The sequence below is a fragment of the Sphaerospermopsis reniformis genome (assembly GCF_005402885.1).
Lineage (GTDB): Bacteria > Cyanobacteriota > Cyanobacteriia > Cyanobacteriales > Nostocaceae > Sphaerospermopsis > Sphaerospermopsis kisseleviana.
Window position 1 is genome coordinate 1 of sequence record NZ_BJCE01000071.1, and the last position, 22,957, is coordinate 22,957.

Annotated in this window: 17 protein-coding genes; 5 read left to right on the forward strand and 12 right to left on the reverse strand. The window is 36.5% G+C overall.

Annotation, left to right across the window (positions count from 1 at the left end; genetic code table 11):
- Nucleotides 1–341: 341 nt before the first annotated feature.
- On the reverse strand, nucleotides 342–782 hold the full coding sequence (locus FFR48_RS12070) for a type II toxin-antitoxin system PemK/MazF family toxin (RefSeq protein ID WP_137667528.1): 441 nt from the start codon (nucleotides 780–782) through the stop codon (nucleotides 342–344).
- Entirely contained in the window at nucleotides 776–1,018 is a 243-nt protein-coding gene (locus tag FFR48_RS12075; RefSeq protein WP_096565304.1) for an AbrB/MazE/SpoVT family DNA-binding domain-containing protein, read from the reverse strand. The genes FFR48_RS12070 and FFR48_RS12075 overlap by 7 nt, the downstream gene beginning before the upstream one ends.
- 182 nt (nucleotides 1,019–1,200) lie before the next feature.
- Here FFR48_RS12075 and FFR48_RS12080 point away from each other — a divergent pair, with 182 nt between their 5' ends.
- The 3 genes from FFR48_RS12080 (at nucleotide 1,201) to FFR48_RS12090 (ending at nucleotide 5,462) form a co-directional block, all read left to right on the forward strand.
- Nucleotides 1,201–1,764 (forward strand): Uma2 family endonuclease, encoded by a 564-nt coding sequence (locus tag FFR48_RS12080; RefSeq protein ID WP_137667529.1) that lies wholly within the window; start codon nucleotides 1,201–1,203, stop codon nucleotides 1,762–1,764.
- A 717-nt stretch (nucleotides 1,765–2,481) separates the two neighbouring features.
- Nucleotides 2,482–3,003: a type IV pilin-like G/H family protein gene (locus FFR48_RS12085; protein WP_137667530.1), complete on the forward strand. Its 522-nt coding sequence runs from the start codon at nucleotides 2,482–2,484 to the stop codon at nucleotides 3,001–3,003.
- A 191-nt stretch (nucleotides 3,004–3,194) separates the two neighbouring features.
- Nucleotides 3,195–5,462: an O-linked N-acetylglucosamine transferase, SPINDLY family protein gene (locus tag FFR48_RS12090; RefSeq protein WP_137667531.1), complete on the forward strand. Its 2,268-nt coding sequence runs from the start codon at nucleotides 3,195–3,197 to the stop codon at nucleotides 5,460–5,462.
- Between the two features lie 72 nt (nucleotides 5,463–5,534).
- On the opposite strand, the gene FFR48_RS12095 is transcribed toward FFR48_RS12090, so the two are convergent.
- From FFR48_RS12095 to FFR48_RS12105, 3 genes are all read right to left on the reverse strand, one after another.
- Entirely contained in the window at nucleotides 5,535–6,314 is a 780-nt protein-coding gene (locus tag FFR48_RS12095) for a Uma2 family endonuclease (RefSeq protein WP_137667532.1), read from the reverse strand.
- Between the two features lie 175 nt (nucleotides 6,315–6,489).
- Complete coding sequence (locus FFR48_RS12100) at nucleotides 6,490–7,293, reverse strand: Uma2 family endonuclease (protein ID WP_236104061.1); 804 nt, start codon at nucleotides 7,291–7,293, stop codon at nucleotides 6,490–6,492.
- A gap of 192 nt (nucleotides 7,294–7,485) precedes the next feature.
- Complete coding sequence (locus FFR48_RS12105) at nucleotides 7,486–7,893, reverse strand: tetratricopeptide repeat protein (RefSeq protein WP_137667533.1); 408 nt, start codon at nucleotides 7,891–7,893, stop codon at nucleotides 7,486–7,488.
- A gap of 292 nt (nucleotides 7,894–8,185) precedes the next feature.
- Between FFR48_RS12105 and FFR48_RS12110 the strand changes: the two genes are divergently transcribed.
- The gene (locus FFR48_RS12110; RefSeq protein WP_096565289.1) at nucleotides 8,186–8,404 is read left to right on the forward strand and encodes a DUF4327 family protein; all 219 of its coding nucleotides are present in this window, start codon (nucleotides 8,186–8,188) and stop codon (nucleotides 8,402–8,404) included.
- 92 nt (nucleotides 8,405–8,496) lie between these two features.
- Here the strand turns inward: FFR48_RS12110 and FFR48_RS12115 are convergent, their stop codons facing one another.
- Both FFR48_RS12115 and FFR48_RS12120 read right to left on the reverse strand, forming a co-directional pair.
- Nucleotides 8,497–9,735 carry a protein kinase domain-containing protein gene (locus FFR48_RS12115; RefSeq protein WP_096565287.1) on the reverse strand — a complete coding sequence of 413 codons (1,239 nt, stop codon included), beginning with the start codon at nucleotides 9,733–9,735 and terminating at the stop codon, nucleotides 8,497–8,499.
- Nucleotides 9,736–9,864: 129 nt separating this feature from the next.
- Nucleotides 9,865–11,787, reverse strand: a complete 1,923-nt coding sequence (locus FFR48_RS12120; protein ID WP_137667534.1) for a serine/threonine phosphatase — start codon at nucleotides 11,785–11,787, stop codon at nucleotides 9,865–9,867.
- A gap of 1,435 nt (nucleotides 11,788–13,222) precedes the next feature.
- Here FFR48_RS12120 and FFR48_RS29420 point away from each other — a divergent pair.
- A complete protein-coding gene (locus tag FFR48_RS29420) occupies nucleotides 13,223–13,402 on the forward strand; it encodes a replication restart DNA helicase PriA (RefSeq protein WP_096565283.1) in 180 nt (59 codons plus the stop codon).
- A gap of 91 nt (nucleotides 13,403–13,493) precedes the next feature.
- Here the strand turns inward: FFR48_RS29420 and rlmN are convergent, their stop codons facing one another.
- The 5 genes from rlmN to lgt form a co-directional block, all read right to left on the reverse strand.
- A complete protein-coding gene (gene rlmN / locus FFR48_RS12135; RefSeq protein WP_096565281.1) occupies nucleotides 13,494–14,579 on the reverse strand; it encodes a dual-specificity RNA methyltransferase RlmN in 1,086 nt (361 codons plus the stop codon).
- A 47-nt stretch (nucleotides 14,580–14,626) separates the two neighbouring features.
- Nucleotides 14,627–20,065, reverse strand: coding sequence for a trifunctional serine/threonine-protein kinase/ATP-binding protein/sensor histidine kinase (locus FFR48_RS12140; RefSeq protein WP_137667535.1), 5,439 nt, complete (start codon nucleotides 20,063–20,065; stop codon nucleotides 14,627–14,629).
- A gap of 184 nt (nucleotides 20,066–20,249) precedes the next feature.
- A complete protein-coding gene (locus tag FFR48_RS12145; protein ID WP_096565277.1) occupies nucleotides 20,250–20,603 on the reverse strand; it encodes a phenylpyruvate tautomerase MIF-related protein in 354 nt (117 codons plus the stop codon).
- Between the two features lie 147 nt (nucleotides 20,604–20,750).
- Nucleotides 20,751–21,560, reverse strand: coding sequence for a precorrin-4 C(11)-methyltransferase (gene cobM / locus FFR48_RS12150; RefSeq protein WP_137667536.1), 810 nt, complete (start codon nucleotides 21,558–21,560; stop codon nucleotides 20,751–20,753).
- 421 nt (nucleotides 21,561–21,981) lie between these two features.
- The gene (gene lgt, locus FFR48_RS12155) at nucleotides 21,982–22,860 is read right to left on the reverse strand and encodes a prolipoprotein diacylglyceryl transferase (RefSeq protein ID WP_137667537.1); all 879 of its coding nucleotides are present in this window, start codon (nucleotides 22,858–22,860) and stop codon (nucleotides 21,982–21,984) included.
- Between the last annotated feature and the right edge of the window lie 97 nt (nucleotides 22,861–22,957).

Sequence of the window (22,957 nt, forward strand, 5' to 3'; positions counted from 1 at the left end):
TTCGGGCGATAAATTATCAATTTTTATCACAGGTTATTTTCCTGTAAGGGCGAAGCATTCGGGCGATAAATTATCAATTTTTATCACAGGTTATTTTCCGAATGCTTCGCCCCTACTTCGCCCCTACGACTCCTGACTCCTATGCCCTCATGAAAAGACTTTCTCAGCAACCCCTAATTTATGATTTCAGGACTTACGCAGCATAGAACGGAAGTAGGGGTAATTCATGAATTACCCCTAAACAAGAATCAAGTTTTGAGTTCAATCTTGCGTAAGTCCTAATTTGTAGACAAGATCAAAAAAGAAGTCGGGGGTCTGATGGTTCAAACTATAAAATTACACTATAAAATTAAAGTTTCCAGCCTAGCTTGTACTTCTTCTATTAAATCCTGTGGCACACTTTCTACAAATTTGACTTTTCTAGCTCTCCAATCTAATGTTTTAATTTGGTCAGCTAAAACGACTCCTTTTGTTTGTATTCCCTCAACCAGTGGAACTTCAAAACTCAGCCCTTTTCGGTTGCTAGTTATGGGACAAGCTAGAATTAAAGAAGCCATTTGATTATATTTAATTGGAGATATCACCAAAACTGGACGATAACCAATTTGTTCACGTCCTTGTTGTTGTATTTCCTCATTTAAGATGTTAGCAATATCATCAAAAGACATTCCTGAAGCTTGTAGAGTCAATGCACGCCTAATAGAATCAGCAGTCAACCGCTGCTTATTGCCAAATTCTAATTTAACAATATCTCCTCTGTTGGGAAAATAAGAAACTACCAATCTTCATTCCCCACAGCGTTTCCAGTTTCAAATTCAGGATGAAATTTATCAGGAGTCATACCCTCCAGCAACTCATCAAGTGTATATTTTTTTCTCTTTTGTGGTGTAATCACAATACTGTTACCTTCCAGAGTCAAGTTTATTGCTACTCCTTCGGTTAATTGCACTTGTTCAGCTATAGATTTGGGAATGCGAATAGCTAAACTGTTTCCCCATTTGGCGACAATTGTAGTCATACTCTATATCAACTGTTAAAGTTCCGCCTTTAAACAACTGGACTGAATGTATATACTTTGAAGATACAGATTTAATTGGCAGATGTCAACAGGAAGTTTAGGTTTTGTATTATGTAAGGGTTGAGCGATGCTTTACCTCTACTGACTCCTGCTATAAATAAAGAAGAGTTTTCTGGTGTATTATGTCTCTGACTATTGCTGATTTAGAACAGTTACAAACCGAACATCCAGAATGGCAAATGGAGTTGGTAGAGGGGAATATAGTAATTATGGGTCCATCAGATTACGAGTCTGAAGAAATAGGAGGTCGGTTACTGACCTTTTTGAATATGTGGGTGCTATCTCGTAAACTGGGAAGAGTCACAGGTTCTAGTGCTGGTTTTATTTTGCCAAGTATAGATAATAACTCAGAAAAAAGAAACCTCCGCGCACCAGATGTATCTTTTGTGAAAGCGGAAAGATTGAAAAAAAGTAAACGGGACTTTGTAGAGTTAGTACCTGATTTAGTAGTAGAAATCAAGTCTAAATCAGACAGAATTAAACCTTTAGAAGAGAAAATACAGTTATTTTTACAACTGGGTGCTACAGTGGGTATTTTAATTGACCCTGATAAGTTGACTGTAACAGTTTACCGATTTAATCAAGCAACAATGGTATTGGAAAATGGGGATATTCTGACTATACCAGAATTACTTCCTGGTTGGGAATTGGCTGTATCAGAACTATGGCCGCCTGAATTTGAGTAATTTATGTATATTTTCTGCAACATATACACATAATCAATAAAACCTTTTGATCATCTAACAGCGCAACCTATAGAGAAAGTGAAGGTTTTTTACCTGTTGCAAAAGCAGTTATTAGTGTTACATGATTTTGATTACATTATGCTGGAGTGCGGTTCGTAGTGAGCGATTTATCGCTCAAAGCTAGGAGCATGAGGACTAAAGTCCTCACTACGAATTTAAATTTATTTGTTGAGATAAGGGCGGATATTATTAACTACAGCTAGAGAATCTAATCCACACTTGTTCAAAAAGACCTTGCTGTTTCAGGGTTTGCACAAAAATAGACATAATAATTTTTTGGGTTGAGTAATGGATGCTTTTAAGCGTAAATAGTTGTAATACTTAAACTTTTGTATTATATATCGTATATCGGTGTATTCAGTACAAAATAAAACCTGTATTTAATCATGTAAGCTTTACTTATTTACCTCTGATTTGAGTCAGTATTGATACTCGTTGCTTCAAGAACAAGATTAATTAAGATATACAATTATTTAACTCTTTTAAACTCGAACAATATACAGGTAAAGTATTTCTAAATAAAGGTTTTAGCCCATTTTCATCACTTTTGACAAGATGGTAAAAAAATTTTTGCTAGAGGTGATATGAAACTGATCAGATGTGGGTAAGTTATTTGTACAAAGAAACAAACAATACTTCACCTGAAGGAAAACTACTATGAAAACTGAACTGAAAGCAAAATTCTTAGAACACATCCTGGGTAAAAAGAAAGAAAACGAAGGTTTCACCCTGATTGAATTATTAGTTGTTATCATCATCATCGTTATTCTATCTGCTATCGCGCTACCTTCTTTCCTTAACAAAGCTGCAAAAGCTAAACAATCAGAAGCAAAAACCTATGTAAATTCAGTAAACAAAGCGCAACAGTCATACCGGATTGAGAATACATCCTTTGCGACAACGTTTGACCAGCTCAAAATAGGTATTCCTTCATCAACAGATTTCTATAATTATACAATACCCAGCGCCGATGTAAACAGCACAGTTGTTCTAGCGACAACAAAAGACCCAAGTTCTCTCAAAGGTTTTTCTGGTGGTGTAGTCATTCTCACTACTGGTCAAACTGAAGCTATTGCTTGTCAGACAACAGGTGTGCAGACAGGAACATCAGTTGCTGCACCTAATTTAAGCACTACTCCTAACACTTCAGCTTGTACTGGTCTGGAAAAAATGAAATAACACTTAATTTTTGCTTGTTGGAAATGCTAGATCAATGGAAGTGCATCTAGCATTTTTACCTGATTTTATCACATTATGTAGGGGTTAACAGTCGTTAATCCCTACAATGCTTTTGATTTTTAAGCTTATTTTCAGATCAGGCGTAATCTCACTTGGTAAGATATTTCCAAACGATTTCCAGTTTGTTCATTATGACTACCCAGTTAAATAATCAAGTTGCTTCAGCTTTAACTTTGTTAAGTATTCCAGAATATGAACAAAATATTGCTGAAAATCCCAGAGATGTTTCTAATTATTGGTATTTAGGGTTAGCCTTATTATTAGAGGGTAGAGAGGAAGAAGCCCAAATTACATGGATGACTCCCCTTCTGGAATTTGGAGAAGAAGAGTCAGAATCTTGGTTGCAAGAATTAACAGAAATTTTATTACATTCTGCTCAAGAACAAGAAGCAAATTCTAACAATAAATTAGCTTGGGTAATTCGTCAACACATTGAAGAATTTATACCTGATGATATTAATAATCTTTTAAAAATAATTGAACTAAACACTGACTTAAATATTGAGGATCTGGAAACGAATATTAATCAATTAGTTGAAACTATATCTCAACTAACAGAAACCCCTGTTTTTGACGAAAATTTATTAGTTAAAGTAATTGAAAAGTTAGTTCATCTTGATCCAGTTACTCCTCCTCCCTTTGTTGATCATCTGCTTGAAAAATTTATAATTCATTTATCAACATCTGACACCATTATTCCATTACTGAAAGGAAAAGCCGAAGCTTATTATCGGTTTTCTCAGTCTTATATGTCAATTTACTTTGCAAAAGTTGCTCTCCATTTAGACCCAAATAATTTAGATTGCATTAGAAAAATTGTTGCTCCTTTGCAAAGACTAGGATCAGATTATACTAAAGAATCTATTGATTGGGTGAAAAAATATTTAGCCCTTGCTCAAAAACCAATTGATCAAATTAATGGTTACCATTACTTACTAGACGCATTATTAACTTCTTGTGCAAGTTGGGAAAAAGCAGTTCAAGCTTACCAAGCATATAAACTATATTTATCTAATGTTGTCAACAGCAAATCAGACGACGAAAGCTTAGTTCAGCTTCTTAGCATTGGCGCTTTTTTGTTATACATGGAAGATAATCCACGTGAAAATAGATTAATTCGCAATGGATTAGCTGCTTTATCTCAACAAGTGTTGTGGAAAAGTTTTCCCGAAAATATTAATACTTATCAAAAACGTTTTCAATCACATCGTCCTGCTTTGAGTGAGCGTCCTTTAAGAATAGGCTATTTATCAGAATGTTTTCGTACTCATTCTGTGGGTTTCTTAGCTTGGTGGTTGTTAAAATATCATGATCCTCAGCAATTTGATATTTATCTGTATTCTTTAAAAGAGAATATTTACGACCCCCATCAACAAGCTTACAAGAACGAATTTGGTGAGCGTTATCATCAAGAATGTTTGTCAATGGTAGCAATGGCAGATAAAATTAATGCAGATGAGATAGATATTTTAGTTGATTTAGATAGTTTAACTTCCTATGGTGGTTGCGCCATTTTAGCCTTGAAACCTGCACCCATTCAAATTAGTTGGTTAGGGTATGATGGGACTGGTTTTCCCACAGTAGATTATTTTATGGCTGATCACTATGTTCTACCAGAATCAGCACAGGATTATTACACAGAAAAAATTTGGCGACTGCCTGAAAATTATATTGGTATTGATGGTTTTACTATAGGAACACCAACTCTCACCAGAGAATCTTTAGATATTCCTGAAGATGGGATTATTTATTTTAGTTCTCAAACGGGATTAAAACGTAATCCTCAGAATATCCGATTGCAATTACAAATTCTTAAACAAGTACCTAATAGTTATTTTCTCCTCAAAAGTCATCGAACTAATTATCAAGATTTACAAGATTTTATCGCCCCAATTGCGGAAGCAGAAGGAGTTGATTTAAAACAGTTAAGATTTTTACCTTCTGCACCGTTAGATACAGAACATCGTGCTAATTTAGCTATTGCGGATGTTGTCTTAGATACCTATCCTTACAACGGTGCAACCACAACCCTAGAAACATTATGGATGGGAATACCTATAGTTACCAGAGTGGGAGAACAATTTGCAGCCCGTAATAGTTATACAATGATGATGAATGTGGGTGTAACTGAAGGAATAGCTTGGAGTGATGAAGAGTATGTAGAGTGGGGTGTAAGGTTGGGTAAGGATGAAAAATTAAGACAAGAAATAGTATGGAAACTACGAAAATCAAGACAAACATCTCCCCTCTGGAATGGTAAGAAATTTGCGCGGGAAATGGAGAAAGCTTATTTACAGATGTGGCAAATATATTTTTCTGGAGATGTCTATTGTTCTAGTTCATCCTGTCAATCCTTAAATCCTGGATATCCTGATTCAGACAATAAAGTTTTTATGTAAGTATTCGCTTACATTTTTATTGTTTATAACCAGATCCCAGAATTATTTAATAAGTCCGGGATCTATTGATTTTTACTCTAAACCATTAATATCAACACCTGAATTTTTCAACAAATCCCTTAACCTTGCTATTTCTAATTCTGCATCATCCGCACGTTGTTTTTCCTGTTCAGCACGTTGTTTTTCCTGTTCAGCACGTTGTTTTTCCTGTTCACTAACTTCTTTATCTGTTAACAGCAACTCACCATCTAAAGTTTCCCACCGTAACCAAACCGTATCCACACCTCTATACACACCTTGCCAACACACTAAAGCTAATTGCAATTTCTTACTAATATAGCGATTTTTATCATCACGGGTTAGAGGTTGATATACTCCCTCAACAATAGCAAAACCCGCCCAATCATCAGGATTAAAAGGATCATACCAGAAATACTCCGGTACTCGCATCCGGTCTTGATAAACTAATTTTTTCTTAGTTTTATCATAATTAGCAGTGCTTTCTGATAATAACTCTATCACCACATCAGGGGTTTTTCCTTCTTCCCAAACTACCCAGCTTTTTCTTTCCTGTTGTGATACATCTAAAACACAGAAAAAATCAGGACCTTTATAATCATATTTTTTCACTTGGTAGGGACTAAAATAAACAAACATATTCCCTGCGGCAAAACCATCTTGACGTTTTTCTAACCAAGGGTAGATGGTTTCCAAAAGTAAATCCATTTGGTATTTATGTCGCAGAGTTTCCATAACGTCATCGTCATCACAGGGGAGATCATGTTGGGTGGGAAAATTAATCAGTTGTTCTTCTGAGTTGGAAATTGTTTCTTCTGTGGTGAATGGGAGCATAATTTTATTCACTCCTATTTTATCTGTTATTGATTAATCATATCCGCCAAAGGTTTAGGGACTTACCTTGTAGGGGCGAAGCATTCGGGTGATAACCTATTGCTGAAACCAGTTCATATTCTGTCCGAATGCTATACGCCCTTACGATTAATGCATCGGTGTTCTAGCAGTCTATTTACTCATCTAATTCTATTCCCAATTGTCGCAATTTAGCCGCTAATTTATCCGCCCGTTGTTTTTCTTGTTCAGCCCGTTGTTTTTCTTGTTCAGCCCGTTGTTTTTCCTGTTCCGCCCGTTGTTTTTCCTGTTCCGCCCGTTGTTTTTCCTGTTCAGCTTGTTCTTCTCCTGTTAACAATAAATTACCATCTAAATCCCACCATCTTAACCAAGGTAACTCTACATTTTTATATGTTCCTTGCCAAATACCCAACTCTACACCCATTTTTTGAATTAGATAACGACCCCTTTCATTAGGTGACATTAAATAATACTTTCCCTCAACTAAATGATATAATTCCAATGATGCTTTCTGCACTTCATAAATTCCATAAAAAGGTACTCTAATCGCTTTTTCATACACCCAAAATTTACCTAAATATGGCGTTTCATCCCTTTCTTCAGCACCATTACCTGAGACAAATTCAATCACAATTAAAGGAGCGACAAATTCTTGCCATAACACATAAGAACGGCGCATTTGTCCATTTAAAGTTGGCGGTACATCAGGAACATAAAACCAATCTGGTGCTTCTGCTCCTTTTTGTGGTGGCTCAGTAATACGCCAATAAATACCGCTATCTTGACCTATACAAAATTGTTTATCTGGATGAATTTCCTGTAATCTTGACCAAATAGATTCTGTTAATAAAATACTTTGAGGATGTTCTTGAAAATTTTTCACAAAAGTTCCATCTTCACAGGGTAATTGAGTATGGTCTGGTAATTGGGTGGGTAGATCAGTTGGCAGATCAAGTTTCATATCAAGTTTCACAGTGTCCATAATTTCCCATTGTGTAGGTTTGTGTTAGCTAGGATAGGTTATGGCATGGCATTCACCTGAGTTTATTGTAAACAATTCAATATTAGGGCAAATATTAGGGCGGGCAGGGATGCCCACCTCACAAGAGTTAAACTTGTTTAGTTCATAAAATTTAAATGCGTAATAGCTCACTTATTTAGCCGCTTGATTATTTCCCTCTGCTCTATTTTTCACATCCGCCAACACAGTCTGGTAATCCTCCCGATCAGGATGCAACTTCACCAAACGTTCCATCAGAGCGATCGCTCCCTGATTATCCCCCATCTGTAACTTCATCACTGACAACTTCTCCAAAGCAACTTGATTATTAGGTTCACGCTGCAAAACCAACTCATAACCCTTAATTTGTTTCTCTAACCCAGTCTCAGCAGATTCAACCACCGATTGCTGCGGTTGTTGCCAAGCCCGTTGAATCGTACTAAACCCCCCAAACAATATAGAACCACCGAAGCCCAATAAAGAAATATATGTAACAATTCTTTGCTTTCTTGCAATTTGCTGACGACGTTTTTCTAAGTAATCACTACCAGAACTAGCCATGTATCAATACTTGCTGCGGTAAACACAGAAAAACAGCAATCTTCCTCTCCTATTTATGAGATTACCCACAAACCCCAAGAAAATATCACAGCCTCCTGTGCCTCCTGCCTTTAGTCGTAATTACCGTACAAAACCAAATTTTTAGCAATTTCCCAGAATCATTTATGATATACTCTAGAAGTTAAGACTAGCTTCGCCAAACTATAGGACTCGCGCACCAGTAAAAAATGCCAACTGGAAAGCAGTTTTAACTAAGTATTCACACAAATAAAATTTGAACCACATCGAGGTTATGACTCAGCAAGTGATTCACCCTATGGTGAAATTGCAGCGCAATGTGCAATCACTCGTAGAATCCAGTATTATCAAGCCCAGCGATAGCATCTGGAAAATTGCCTTCCTCTACGGCAATGAATGGCAACACTGGAAACAAGAACTCCTGGACTTTGGCTTTAGTATGCAAGATCCCATTGGTGATCTATTAGCAGTAGAAACTTGGGACGAAGATTAGGGACTGGGGACTGGTGACTGGGGACTGGTGACTGGGAAAAGAATTTCACGTAATTACCAATTACCAATTACCCATTACCCATTACCCAATCACTAACAAGCCATCAAAGCCTTAGCCAACTCCTTAGCACTTTGAAAGCGATCGCGTGGTAAAGCTTCCGTCACCCGTTCAATAATTTCGCGGAGTTGAGGAGTAATTGTCGGCACATTTTTCACATCAAAACAAACACCACGTCCCCTGTGGCGGATAAAATTTACAGGATTTTGCCCAGTCAGTAAAAAAATCAGCGTTGGACCGATAGCATACAAATCCGATTGTGTCAATGGTTGTCCTCGTTCCTGCTCAGGAGCGCAATAACCTTCAGCGCCGATCCTCGTCCCTGGTGCAGTGCCAATTTCCTTCACAGCACCAAAATCCAACACCACAATTTGATTATTAGCATTTCTTACCATCAAATTAGCAGGTTTAATATCCCGGTGAATCAGAGGTGGATCTTGGTTATGGAGATAATCTAAAATATCGCAAGTCTGAATCATCCAAGCGATCGCCTGATGAGGAGTCACAGGACCAGTAGTATATACACGCTTTTCCAAATCCTGTCCGTGAATTAACTCCATTGCCAAGTAGTTTTTCCTATCTTCGGCAAAAAAATCATAATATTTGGGAATTCCTCGATAATTAAGACATTTCAGAGTTTTCGCTTCTCGTTCAAACAACTCCTGCGCTTTAGCAATTTTAGCCATATCCGCATTCATCTGCTTTAACACCAACAGTTGAGGAACACCTGTAATTACACCTGTAGCATCCCAAGCTAGGTAAGTAGTACCCATACCACCCTGTCCCAGTGTGCGTAAGACCTGATAATGGCGAATTCGCTTGATCACAGTTAGCGGTTGACCACAGTGAACACAAAATATATTATTTGGGGAATTTCCTTCGTGATTGCAATGGGAAACTGCAACTTTCTCAATTTCCTGGTGTATTGGTTGCCAAGGTGAAACCGTCAGTTCCGGTATATCCTCAAGTTGGAATTTGAGTATAGGTCCTCCCTGTGCTAGTTGCAGGAGAGAATTATCGGATAACGTACTTTTTGTTACCAGAACACCATTAAGAAAAGTACCATTTGTCCCTTGACTAATTACCTGCCAAGCATCACTGCTGCTGCCAGCACTCAATTGTTGAAGTTGCAGATGATACCGAGAAACTAAACTATCATTGAGTACAACATGATTATCCACCGCGCGACCAATGCGAATCACAGAGGAACCCTGAAAACTCCACTGTTTAAGCGGCGTTTTATTTTTCGTGTCTAACAGGGTCAGTGTTACCACAATCAAAATTTATAATTCATAATTATTTATCTATCAGAAAAGAGAACTACTTGTAAAGACATGGCCTATCAACCTCATTTCCATTCTATGTCAACTTTGCCGATAGGGTTAACAGCTAGTTAGCATGAGTTAGCTTGTTTGTATCGGAGAAACCTTAACCCGAATCAATATAGCCGTAATATTGTCGTGACCATTGTATTCATTTGCTAGATCAACCAAGTCGCTCAGACCTGATTCCAAATTTGTACTCGAACTGAGCAACGGTGTGAGGTGAGTCTGCCAATTAGTTTCCAATAAATCATTATCTGATAACCCATCGGAAACCAACAACAGCAAACAATCTTCATGAATCTCAAAGAAATTGATATCAGGATGGACAAAATCGGCATCTCGTGGACCCAAAGCTTGAGTCAGTTGGTAGGCATCTGGACGAGCATAAGCTAAACTGGGAGATAATCCTTTAGCAATTTCCCGTTGACCCACTTCATGGTCTACAGTCATTTGTTCTAGACCGCCCTTGCGTGTGAGGCGATAAAGACGACTATCTCCCAGATGGGCAACTGCTAACTTAGTGTTTTGCATCAATAACATCACCAAAGTTGTACCCATGCGCCCCACACCAGAACGCAGTCCTTGTTGATTGAGATCATAAATCGTTTGATTAGCTAACAAAACCGCTGCTTCGATCATTTCAGATGTTGGTAGTTCCTCCCCAACCCACTTTTCTTGAAAGTATTTTCGCAAAGTAGTTACAGCCAACTCACTGGCCACCTCACCTCCAGCGTGTCCCCCCATACCATCACAGAGAATATACAAACCCCTAGCTTGCAAATGGCGATTTCCAGGTACATCCAGCTTTTGCTGCTTGGTTTCAATGGCAAAATAATCTTCGTTGTGATCACGTTGACGACCGACATCAGTGCGTCCTACATCTTCCACACTCCTTAATTGCATTGGCAAGATAATTGTCGGTGCATCTTCATTTCTTTCCTCATCCTGACAATTATCATCTTGCAACAAAGTTGGCGCAGAAGTATATTTTGTCTCTGTAGAAGCAAGACCAGAGTTAGAAGGTGATTGTAGTTCTGTGGATATTTCCTCCAAATGCGATCGCAATTCTTCCCCAGTTGCAATCTTACCAGCTTCTAAATCATCCAAAATTTCCACAAGAGAGGCAATATGAGTATGTTGAGACTGTAGACATAAATTGCGCCAAACCCTTCCCAAAGACTTGATAGTTAAAGGCCGCTCGCCATCAGTAGGCAAATTTTTAGTAGGTGTTTCCAGATCCAACCGTTGCAACCCCAGTGTTTGGTCTTCATCTAGTCGCAGATTTGATAACTTCAACAAACTTTGACGACAATTCACTGGTTTCAGTATCTCCCAAAGTTGGATCATCTGATAACACCAGTGTAAAATCTGTAGTGGATGGGTGGCTGGATCTTGCCACGCCTTCAGTAACAACTGCCAATGGGAACGGTCTTCAATCAGTACCACCTGCATATTATCTTGTTGCCAAGCATCGTGAATTATGGGTATTCCCGGTGACATTTCCTGTTGTAATGCCACATAAGCTTGAGCCAAACTAGGAATGCCAATTACACTCACCGATGGCACAATCAAACCCTGTGGTTGATGTTCCAGCATCGCCTCAATAGGTGAAATGTGAAAGGGTTGGCAATCTAAAACTTTGACTTTATACTCAGTACCACCCGCTATCACTTCCGGTTCTGGTAAAGGTTCTAATAATTGATAGCGTTGTCCCCGATCTAAAAATGAGCCTACCGCAAATTGTAGACGGGTGTTTGTGTTACCTATATCTGGTGTTAATTTTTCTTCCCCAAATTCGGAAAAGACGACAGATGTTTCTTGGGTAATCATTGCCCACCAAATCGTGCCACATTCTGCACCACACTTGTGACAGTATTGATTATTTAAAAGGACTTCTGCCCCACATTCAGGACAAGTCTTATAAGTTAAAGACGTGCCACAACTTTGACAAAACTTATTGTCATTGGGATTTTCAAATTGACATTGCGGGCAAATGAGCATAGTAGAAATTCCTTGCTTTTTCTTCTAAGATGCTTCTAGCTACTAAATCTATAACGTCTCTACTGGGATAAAATCTATCCACAATTACTAACTTACTGCCATATAGTTGTGTTTTATATTCTAGTATGACTTTTGACTTTTGACTTTTGACTTTTGACTTCCGCGAAGCGGTACTAGTTGTCTTCTAAATTCATAAAAGCCCATATCTGATATAGCTTTTGATAATTTCCCATTAGCTAACATCTCGGATACAGTCAAATCCTCTATCCCTATCACCGCGTGGTTTTTGCTAATATAGGGGATGCGGAATAAACCAAAAAGGCTCATAAAAAAGACGGTAGGTGCTTTCGTTATAGAGTCTTGAGTCTGAAAAACCTTGCACTTTTATGGGCAGCCAGAAATAAAAAAATGTCTTTAATTCTCCTCCTGACTCCTATTCCCATGACTTACGTCACGCTGCGCGAACACGAAAAGACTTTCTCAGCAACCCCTAATATAGGTCGTGATTTTATGTAATGTATCTTTTCTATAGCGTTTCCCAGTCTCATGAGGTACACCCTAATTTATTTACTGTTACCAATTCCTAATTCCTAATTCCCAATTCCCTAAGATAAAAAAATCTGTACCTCACTAACTTGGTAAATGCTGTAATGTTGGCTATTTTTTGGTGTAATCTCGCTAATTCGATAACTCTTAAAGTCTTACATGATAAGAAATAATGGGCAATTAATAATTAAGAATATCTATTACTAATTACCCATTTCTCATTACCCATTACTAATCTCTAGATTAGCAAAAGTAGTTGATTACTGTATTATCTCATGTTGGAAGTTTTGCTTAAATTATCACTGAGTCATGTAATGATATTTTCTCTAATAAAGGTAATAAAGGTAGTAAATACCACTATAGCCGAGAATATAAATGTAATCTGAAATACAATTTATACAGCGAAAAGCTTAACAAAATCTAAAGAAAAATATTTTGTGACTTAAAATACAGTTTTTCTTTTTCTGTGGCGGTTGAATACAAAAACAACCTATTTGAAAACAAGAGGATAAATATACTTGTCTCAAAGATTAAAGTACGGGGATCACTAAGAATGAAAACAAAAGTTACAGGAAAAGTAAATTTATATATCTAAAGTGTGACGAATAAAAATAAGAAGACTAAGATAATGAATAAGGATAAGTACCTGGGCAAAATTAATTTAACATTTTTGGAACAAACAAAAATCTCTGTATTCCTTATCTGTATCTGTTCCCTGTTAATAGTTCCCTGTTCCCTCTCCCAAATATAAAATTTATTTTGCACGACTACTTACGTGAAATTTTTAAATTGTTAAATTTGTTAAAAAAGAGCCGCCTCTGTGGCTATAAATCTTGACTGGCTAGAGTTACGGATTTTTACCAACATTATTTAATCCAGGGGTTTTAAAATGCAAGTTTTACAAAAAATTCATTGCCCAAATTGCGGCAGTACAGCTGAACGTCACTTTATTGCTGAGAGTCAAGTCACCAGAACCCAATGCCCAACCTGTGATTACCTGATGATTAGCTGCACTCGCACTGGTAGGGTTATTGAGGCTTATGCACCAGGTATTTATGCTAAAAAATAGTGATTGGTGATTGGTGATTGGTGATTGGTGATTGGTGATTGGGTAGTAATTTATAATTATGAATTATGAATTATGAATTATGAATTACCAATTACCTTTTATTTCTTCTCAGTTGTCCACAAGCTGCGTCTGCTTCTAAACCGCGAGAATATCTGACACTCACAGCAATGTTTTGTTGTTGGAGAACATTAACAAAAGCTTGTATTCTATCGCGGTTTGGTCTTTTATAATCTACTTCCTCGATAGGGTTGTAAGGAATTAAATTCACATGACTTTGAAAACCGCGCAGACGTTTTGATAATTCTAAAGCGTGTTCTGGTAAGTCATTTACTCCCGCTAAAAGGATATATTCAAAAGTTACTCTGCGTCCGGTTATTTCTACATATTCTCGACATTCTGCGAGTAAGTCTTCGATGGGGTAGGGTTTAGCACTGGGAATAATTTGCTCTCTTAATGTTTGGTTTGGTGCATGAAGACTGACAGCGAGGGTAATTTGAAAATGGTGTTCGGCTAATTGACGAATGCGATCGCGAATACCTACAGTAGAAACAGTGAGCGATCGCGCTCCTATTCCCACATCTTGATTTAAAGATTTCAAAGCCAAAATTACATTTTCCGTATTCAACAACGGTTCACCCATCCCCATAAACACCACATTACTCACCCGTTGCTGAAAATCTTCCTGTACAGTTAAAACTTGATCCACAATTTCTGCACGACTCAGATTACGTTTAAAACCTCCTTTCCCCGTCGCACAAAAATCACAGGCCATTGGACAACCAACTTGAGTAGAAACACAAACCGTTAACCGCTTATCACTGGGAATACCAACAGTTTCAATAATTTCTCCATCTGCTAATTTCAACAGATATTTTACCGTATCATCAGCAGCAACAGAACGATAATGTAGAGATGAACGACCTATAGGAATATCTATAACTTTTTCTCGCCAACTTTTAGGAAATACAGAAACATCTGCTAAATTACGCACACCTTTATCATATATCCAATTATGTAGTTGTTTCCCCCGGTATCCAGGTTGTCCTTGTTCTTGAACCCAAGCGGTTAACTCAGCTACCGAAGCACCGAGAAGAGGGGAAACAAGTTCAGAGTTTGCAGTGGTAGAGTTTGTAGAGTTAGTGGAATTTACCAGAGATACCAGGGGTGTAGCAGACATAAAAAAACCATAATTTGATTCTATATCTCTATCCTACACCCATGCTCTCAACTTGTGTTGCTTTTCTGACGCGAATTAATAGGAATTTGAATAATAAATTCTGTACCCATTCCCGGTTCAGACAAGCACTCTATTCTCCCACTATGTTTGTCTACGATAATTTGATAACTAATTGATAAACCTAAACCTGTACCTTCACCAACAGGTTTAGTTGTGAAAAAAGGATCAAATATCCGTTGTTTAATTTCTGGATTAATTCCCATTGCATTATCTTTAATGGAAATTTTCACCCAATCATTATTAATGATAGCTGTACTAATTTTAATTTGACTAAAATACAATTCTTTTTCCGCTTTTGATAAACTCTGCTCATGTTGATATAAAGCATCAATCGCATTACTGATAATATTCATAAACACCTGATTTAGCTGCGAAGCGTAACAGATAACTAAAGGTAACTTACCATAATCTTTAATAACTATATTTTGTGCATAACCTAACTTTTCCTTAAACCGGGGTTGCAACAGCATTAATGTACTTTCAATCCCCTCATGGATATCTACAAACTTCATTTCTGATTCATCTAAACGGGAAAAATTACGTAATCCTAGAACAATGTTGCGGATACGATCTGCACCTACAGACATTGAACTGAGTATTTTTGGTAAGTCTACAATCAAAAAATCTAAATCTATTTCTGCCATCTTTTGTTGCAATAAAGATGTAGGTTGGGGATACTCTTGTTTATAAAGATTGAGCAAATTTATCAAAGCTTCAATATAGTTTTGAGCATGATCGATATTACCATAGATAAAATTTACAGGATTATTAATTTCATGGGCAATACCAGCAACTAATTGTCCTAAACTAGACATTTTTTCCGTTTGAATTAATTGCAGTTGTGTAAATTGTAATTCCCGCAGTGTTTTTTCTAAGTGCAGATTTTTTTCATTTAATTCCTGAGTTCTATTGGCAACTTTTTCTTCTAATTTACCATAGAGTTGGGCATTTTCTAAGGAAATAGCTGCTTGGGAAGATAAAAGTTTTAATACTTTCAGTCTTTCCGGGGTAAATGCACCTACTGTTAAATCATTTTCTAAATAGATAATGCCGATAACTTTACCTTGATTGCAAATAGGATTGCAGAGAATAGATTTAGGTTGATATTTAATAATATAAGGATCAACAGCAAATGTTTTTTCATTAGTAGCATCATTAATCAAGATGTCTTTTTGAGTATTCAAAACATAATTGATAACGCTTAATGGTAAGTTTTGATGCTCACTGAATTGTGTAAAGTTTAACTCAACTTTTTGGTTTTCTCGATATTGTGGTACAACAAATAAGTTGCCTTCTTGCTGTAAAATAAAAACAGCTTTTTTTGCTCCTGTATTTTCTACAATTACATCCAGTAAAGTATGTAGTAATTTTTCTATCTTAATTTCCGAAGAAATGGCTAGAGATGCTTTAGTAACTGTTTCTAAATCTAAAATTGCTGATACACTGCTATTGCTAGAATCAGATATAAGCTTACTAATCAAATTAGGTTCTTCACTGTCTATTGATTTTTGCTTGAGAATAGGAATAAGTAGCTGAGGATAGGTTATTTCTAAATCTTCTACTTTAGCTTTAGCACCCCAATTAACATAACAATAATAAGCATCTATTAAGTAAGTTTGAGCAATTTTTATTTTACCAGATTCCAGATAAAATTGAGCAGCTAATTCATTCGCAATTGCTTCTTCTTGGATATATTTATTTTCCTTTGCTCCAGCAATTGCTTGATCATAAAGTTCCATCGCTTGCCAATTATTACCCAAAACTCTTTCTATTTCTGCTGCCACTAAATCATACTTATGCTGATAGTTTTGCGGTGCATGATTAGCCCAAAATTGCATTTGTTTTTGATTGGCTAAAACAGTTTTTAAACTTGTCTTTTGTTCGCTTATAGATTGATTTGGATATTCAGCCAAAAGAGATAAAGAGTAGTATAAATTATGGTAACTTACAGTAATTTGTCCAACAACATACTTTAAATATTCCTGTCCTTTAACCGCACTTTCAAGGGATTTTTCAGTATTTCTAAAAAAATAAAAAAATATACTTTTTGCTAAATACAAAGAAAACAATGTTGTAGAGCTGTTGGTCTCTAATAAAAGTGGTAATAATACAGATTCATTAAATGAATTACCACTAAAATCCGATTTCTTAATATTATTGCTATCTAAAAAATTCAACACAAACTGTTTCCAGACTTGGTGAACAGGAACAGTTCCCTCTTGCTTGAAATTACACATTAAATGTATATATGTTTCGAGATGCTGAAATATAGATGCTAAATTTTCTCCATTTAATATCATATTTATATTGTACATAGCGGAAGCATAACCAGCATATTCTAAATCTCCCACTTCTATACCACAATTTATAGATTCCAGTAAACTATCTATTGTTTTATCAACATGATTTTTCCAAAAATTAATATTAGCATTCCACATTACCAAAACTCTACATTTGATTTCTTTGGCATCCAATTTATCCAATAAATTCAAAGCCAATTTACCATAGCGGTATCCAGTATCAATATCTAAGAAAAATCCACATAATATTACACCATAATTCACATACCCATGAGCAGAACTTGAACAATTACCATATTTAACCGATAAATGTATCATTGTAAAAATAATTGCTGGAAATAATGCCGGATCAACAAAATAACTAGCAGCAGTCATGTTAGCTAAAATCCGCATCGCTGCAATTTTATCCGGTGCAGTCATCACAGGTAAATTGATTAAATCATCAACATTTAAGTTTTCTGGTGGTTCTTTTTCTAAGTTAACTCCCAACAAATTGGTAATATTTAAACCTGTTTCAATGGCTAATTGGATTTGTACCTGAGCCATATATATTTGCATTTCTGCTTCATATACTTTCACTTGATCAAGTAAACTATGTGCATGGTTTTTGACTATTTTTATATAGGTTTGTGCTTGATCAAAATTAATGTTTAAAAATTGGGCTTCGACAGCTTCTACATAAAGATTTAAAGTCAAATCATACTGATTTTGCCAACTATCTATTGCTAACAGTTCTAAACCCATTCTTAAATATATCACAGCGGCTTCATAAGCTGTAGACAACTTAGCTTTTTGCCCTGCAATTAAGTTGAGTTTAGCTAATTCATATTTATCTAATTCATTAGTAATTAATTCAACACTAATATTAAGCTGGTTGACTATTTCAAATATTCTTTCTTCTAGTTCCCTAGAATCAGTATTTTTTAAAATTAATTTGCCGATTTTCAGGTGTGTTGCTTGTTTCTCCGCATCAGGAATCAAGAAATAAGCAGCTTGTTGTACTCTGTCATGGAGAAACTTATATTTAACTGTCAGTCTTTCCAAATTATTTAATTTTAATTCCGCAGCAGATAAGGAAATAACATCTATACTATCTGCACTATCTACATAAAATTTATAACTTTCATCTTGTGGTAAAATCAAACCTTGTTTCAAAGCATTCCATAAATTTGTAGCTATTTTTAATTGTGATTTTTCACAGACGATAGATAAAGTATATAAATCAAATTGATTACCTATACAAGCTGCAATTTTCAAGATGTTTTGTGTATCAACTGGTAATTTTTTGATTTGCGTTCCTAAAAACTCTACAATATCATCATTTTGATATAAAGCCTTAGCTGCATAAATATCACACTGCCAATAACCAAGATTAAAATTAAAACTAATCAACCCATCCTCATACATGGATTTCATAAATTGATTAGTAAAAAATGGGTTTCCTTGGGTTTTGATTAACAGTAATTCAGTGAGGGATTCTGTTTCAGATTCTGGACAATATAAAGTATCTACTATTAGTTGATTTAAGTGTGATTTATCTAAAGGCTGTAGGTTTATTTGATTAAATATAACATCTGCTTTGCTAATATTATCTAAGGTGATTATTAAAGGATGTCCAGTATAGACTTCATTATCTCGATATGCACCAATTAACAATAAATATTGAGTATCTGTTTCACTAATTAATAATTCTATTAACTTCAAAGAAGCTGCATCAGCCCATTGTAAATCATCTAAAAAAATTACTAATGGATGTTCTTTTGTGGCAAATATTTGAATAAATTTACCAAAGAGAAAATTAAAGCGATTTTGAGCAGCACTACCTGTAAGTTCTGGGACATCAGGTTGCTTACCAGTCATATTTTCTAGTTCGGGAATGACATCAATGATAACTTGTCCTTGTTCTCCCAGTGCGGATAGAATATGATTTTTCCATTCTTGTAACTTGTCGGTACTTTCGGTTAAAAGTTGCTGTAATAAACTCTGCAATGCTTTTACTAAAGCCGACAAAGGAATATTGCGTTGAAATTGATCATATTTGCCAGAAATAAAATAACCTTTTTGACGGATAATAGGTTTATGAATTTCATTAATAACCGCAGTTTTACCAATACCAGAAAAACCAGCTACTAAGATTAATTCTTTATTGCCATTACTGACTCTTTCAAAAGCATCCAATAAAGTAATAATCTCATTTTCTCTACCATAAATTTTATCAGAAATTATAAATCTGTCGGCTATATCTCTTTGTCCTAAATCAAAATGAGAAATTGCACCTTGATTTAATAACATTTGTTGACAGATTTCTAAATCATATCTAATTCCCCTGGCTGTTTGATATCTTTCCTCTGGTGTTTTTGCCATTAATTTCAGAATGATATCTGCTACAATCTCAGGAATTTGGGGATTAATTTCCCTGGGATGTTCAGGAGTTTTCGCCAGATGACAATGCACCAACTCTAAAGGATTATTACTCATAAAAGGTAATTGTCCTGTGAGTAATTCATACAATGTCACACCCAAAGAATAAAAATCCGTCCGGTAGTCTATCCCGCGATTCATTCTTCCCGTTTGTTCTGGTGACATATAGGGAAGCGTTCCTTCTAATACATTTAGGTTTTTAATTTCAGCAACTTCTTTAGGTAAAAGACAAGAAATACTAAAATCTATGAGTTTAATTTTCTTTGTTTGTGGATTAATAATAATATTTTTGGGCTTGATATCTTTATGAATAATTTTATTTTGATATAGATATTCTAACGCCTCAACAATGGAAATAGAAATATGGAAAAACCAATCTAATGTTAATGGTTGCCACTTAGCATATTGATGAAGAGATATGCCGTCAATATCTTCTAAAATCAGAGCATAACTATTACCATAAGTTTCTAAAACATAGGATTTGATAATATTCGGATGTTCTATTTCTTGGGTAATTGTGAACTGATTTTTTAAGGATATCAATTCGTGCAATTGGGGATATTGTGCGTTTAAAGTTTTGATGATGACTGGAGTTTGAGTCTTTTCTTGCTCACCACGATATACAGTCGTTCTAGTGCTAACATGAATGACTTCTGTGATGCGATAACCAGGAATAGTGATAGCAGAGATATTACTCTTGCTCATAACTCATTATTTGATAAATAGGGAATAGTTAGGTTTATTTATTTAGACATCAACTAAATGCTTTAGACAACTTTTGTAGAGACGCTTCATGGAACATCTCTAGATTATTTGTCCCCAGATGTCTATTTAATCTGAAATTTATTAGCTGATAGCTGATAGCTGATAGCTGAATGCTTAAAAAACATTAACCAAAGGTTGTACTATTCCAACCCCACATAAAACCCTTAGCGTCAGCAAATTCTATATAAATTCTATTTGTAGGAACACCCAAGCAAAAGTTAATTTCCTGGCAAAATTCCTGACTCATAGCTAAAGTTTGTTCAGGTTTCATTGTGCCAACACTTTTAATTTCAATATAGCAAACTGGCTCTGTAGTTCCCGCAAAAGTCATGGGTACTTCAGGTTCAAAAGCTGTCATGACATAAGATTCAGGTTTACCTGTATGTTTAGCTAACTTCGCTGATAAACCTTTGAGCATGGACTCAATTTTAGCTTTTTCTGGAGCAGATACAGAAGTTTGGACTTTGATTAATGGCATAATCAACAATTCAAAATTTAAAATTACAAAAAAACCAAATAATTGCCGGAATAATCTTAATGAATTTTCAAATCTTCATTAAAATTTGAGAATTGCCATCCTGAGAAGGTAGCAATGATTCTCCTAATTTTACTTTGTTTTCTGCATTCAGTGATGAGATGAACGAAACAAATGATTATGTTGTGGATGGTATAAACGAGAACGACTTGTTACTGGTAAGAGGGCAGGACTAATGATATAAAGTGTAGTTCGCAGTAATTGTTCTTGTTGAGTACATTCTGCCATTTTGTCAAGAGGAACAACCCGGATTTTTTCATCAGGCCACCCGATACGAAAGCAAATAGCGACTTGGGTTTGTGGTGGGTAATGTTCCAAGAGTTGAGCTTGGGCATTGGCAACATGACGCGCACTCAGGTATAAACACAAACTAGCTTGATGTGCAGCCAAACTAGCCAATTCCTCTCTGGCTGGTACTTCTGTGCGTCCACTGATGCGGGTGAGGATAATACTTTGTACCAAATTAGGCACTGTTAACTCTATCTTGAGTTTAGCGGCCGCAGCTTGAAAAGCACTAATACCAGGGATAACTTCAAAAGGAATATTCGCCTCCGTCAAAAGCTGCATTTGCTCATGGATAGCACTGTAGAGACTAGGATCACCAGAATGAAGACGCACCACAGACTTATGCGATCGCACCGCTTCCACCATGATCGGTAAAATCTCTTCTAAAGTCTTATTCGCCGTTTTAATAATCTCGGCATCTTGCCGACAAATATCTAAAATCTGTTCTGGAATTAAAGAATCAGCAAATAAAATTACATCAGCCCTAGAGAGGAGTTTTTGCGCCTTAACCGTTAATAAATCTGGATCTCCAGGTCCGGCTCCCACAATATACACTGCTGATTCTAAGGGAGGAATCAAACTTGCATCACTCATATCATTCGTACATTCACTCATAGAAACCTACACAACTATTCCCAAAAAAATTTTTTTGGCATTTCTTGACTACCCTTCCGGATCAACGCCCCTAGCCTAGTAGAGAGATATGGTAGATGCACCCTGGTTAAGCCCTAGAGAAAACTCTGGGGCATTTTTTATTTTTGGGCAGGACCAGGAAGACAAGGAGGGAAGGTAGACAAGGAAGATTTGATACGCACAACAGTATTTTGACGGACTTTTTTGGTTACCAAGAGCATCTGATTTTGTACGGTTTTCCTCCCTTGTCCACTGTCCTTCCAAGTCATCCAAGTCTTGCCCTCACGACAATGTAAAAAACCTACCCCTGTGAGGGGGCGGGGGCGGGGTGCAGGGGAGAGGTATTTTCCCCCTTGCTCCCTGCTAGAAAGCTCCTTGTCCTCTTCATTTCCCCAGTCACTAATCACCAATCACCAGTCACCCCATCACCTTTAGAGGAAGAAACAACATCAGGTAAAGGGCGTTTGAATAAATAAAGCCAAGCTAAACCAGCTAAACCTAAAGAAATTCCCGTTAAACTAACTATTTGTGCAATCCTGAGTAGACCTAGCATCAAGCTATCTGTGCGTAAGCCTTCAATCCAAAATCGTCCTAAGCTGTAAGCTACCCAGTAAACGAGAAATAATGTCCCTACCTTTAGGCGTGGTTTGCCAGATAAAGCGCGAAAAAATAAAGTTAGCAGCAGGGCAAAACCCAATAAATTCCACAGAGATTCATAGAGAAAAGTGGGATGGAAATATTCAAAATTAGCCAAGTTGGGGGGACGACGATCCAAGGGAATATACAGCTTCCAGGGTAAATCCGTTGGTCTGCCAAAAGCTTCAGAATTGAAGAAATTACCCCAACGTCCAATCGCTTGCCCTAAAATCAGCGAAGGCGCTACTAAATCTGCTAATTGCCAAAAAGATATCTTTTTGACTTTGGCAAAGATTAATGCCGCTATGACACCACCAATAATTGCTCCATGAATGGCAATACCTCCCTGCCAAATGGCTATAATCCTCTCTGGATGCTGGGAATATTCTGACCATTGAAATAAAACATAATATAGCCTAGCTGCGGGAATAGCCCCAATTACCAGCCAAATCGACAAATCACTAATTAACTCAGGATTAACATGACGACGCTTTGCCAGATATTGCGAAAGACTAACGCCAATTAACACGGCTGAGGCAATCAACAAGCCATACCAGCGAATAATCACTGGACCAAGTTCAAATATAATTGGTCCTGGAGAAGTAAATTGAAATCCCAAGAGCAAAGCAGAAAAATCCAGTGCCATGCAAAATTACCTAAAAAAGTTGATTGACTACTGCTATTTTCTCGACCTCAACATCATAAGCTGGACTGGGGACTGGGGACTGGGGACTGGGGACTGG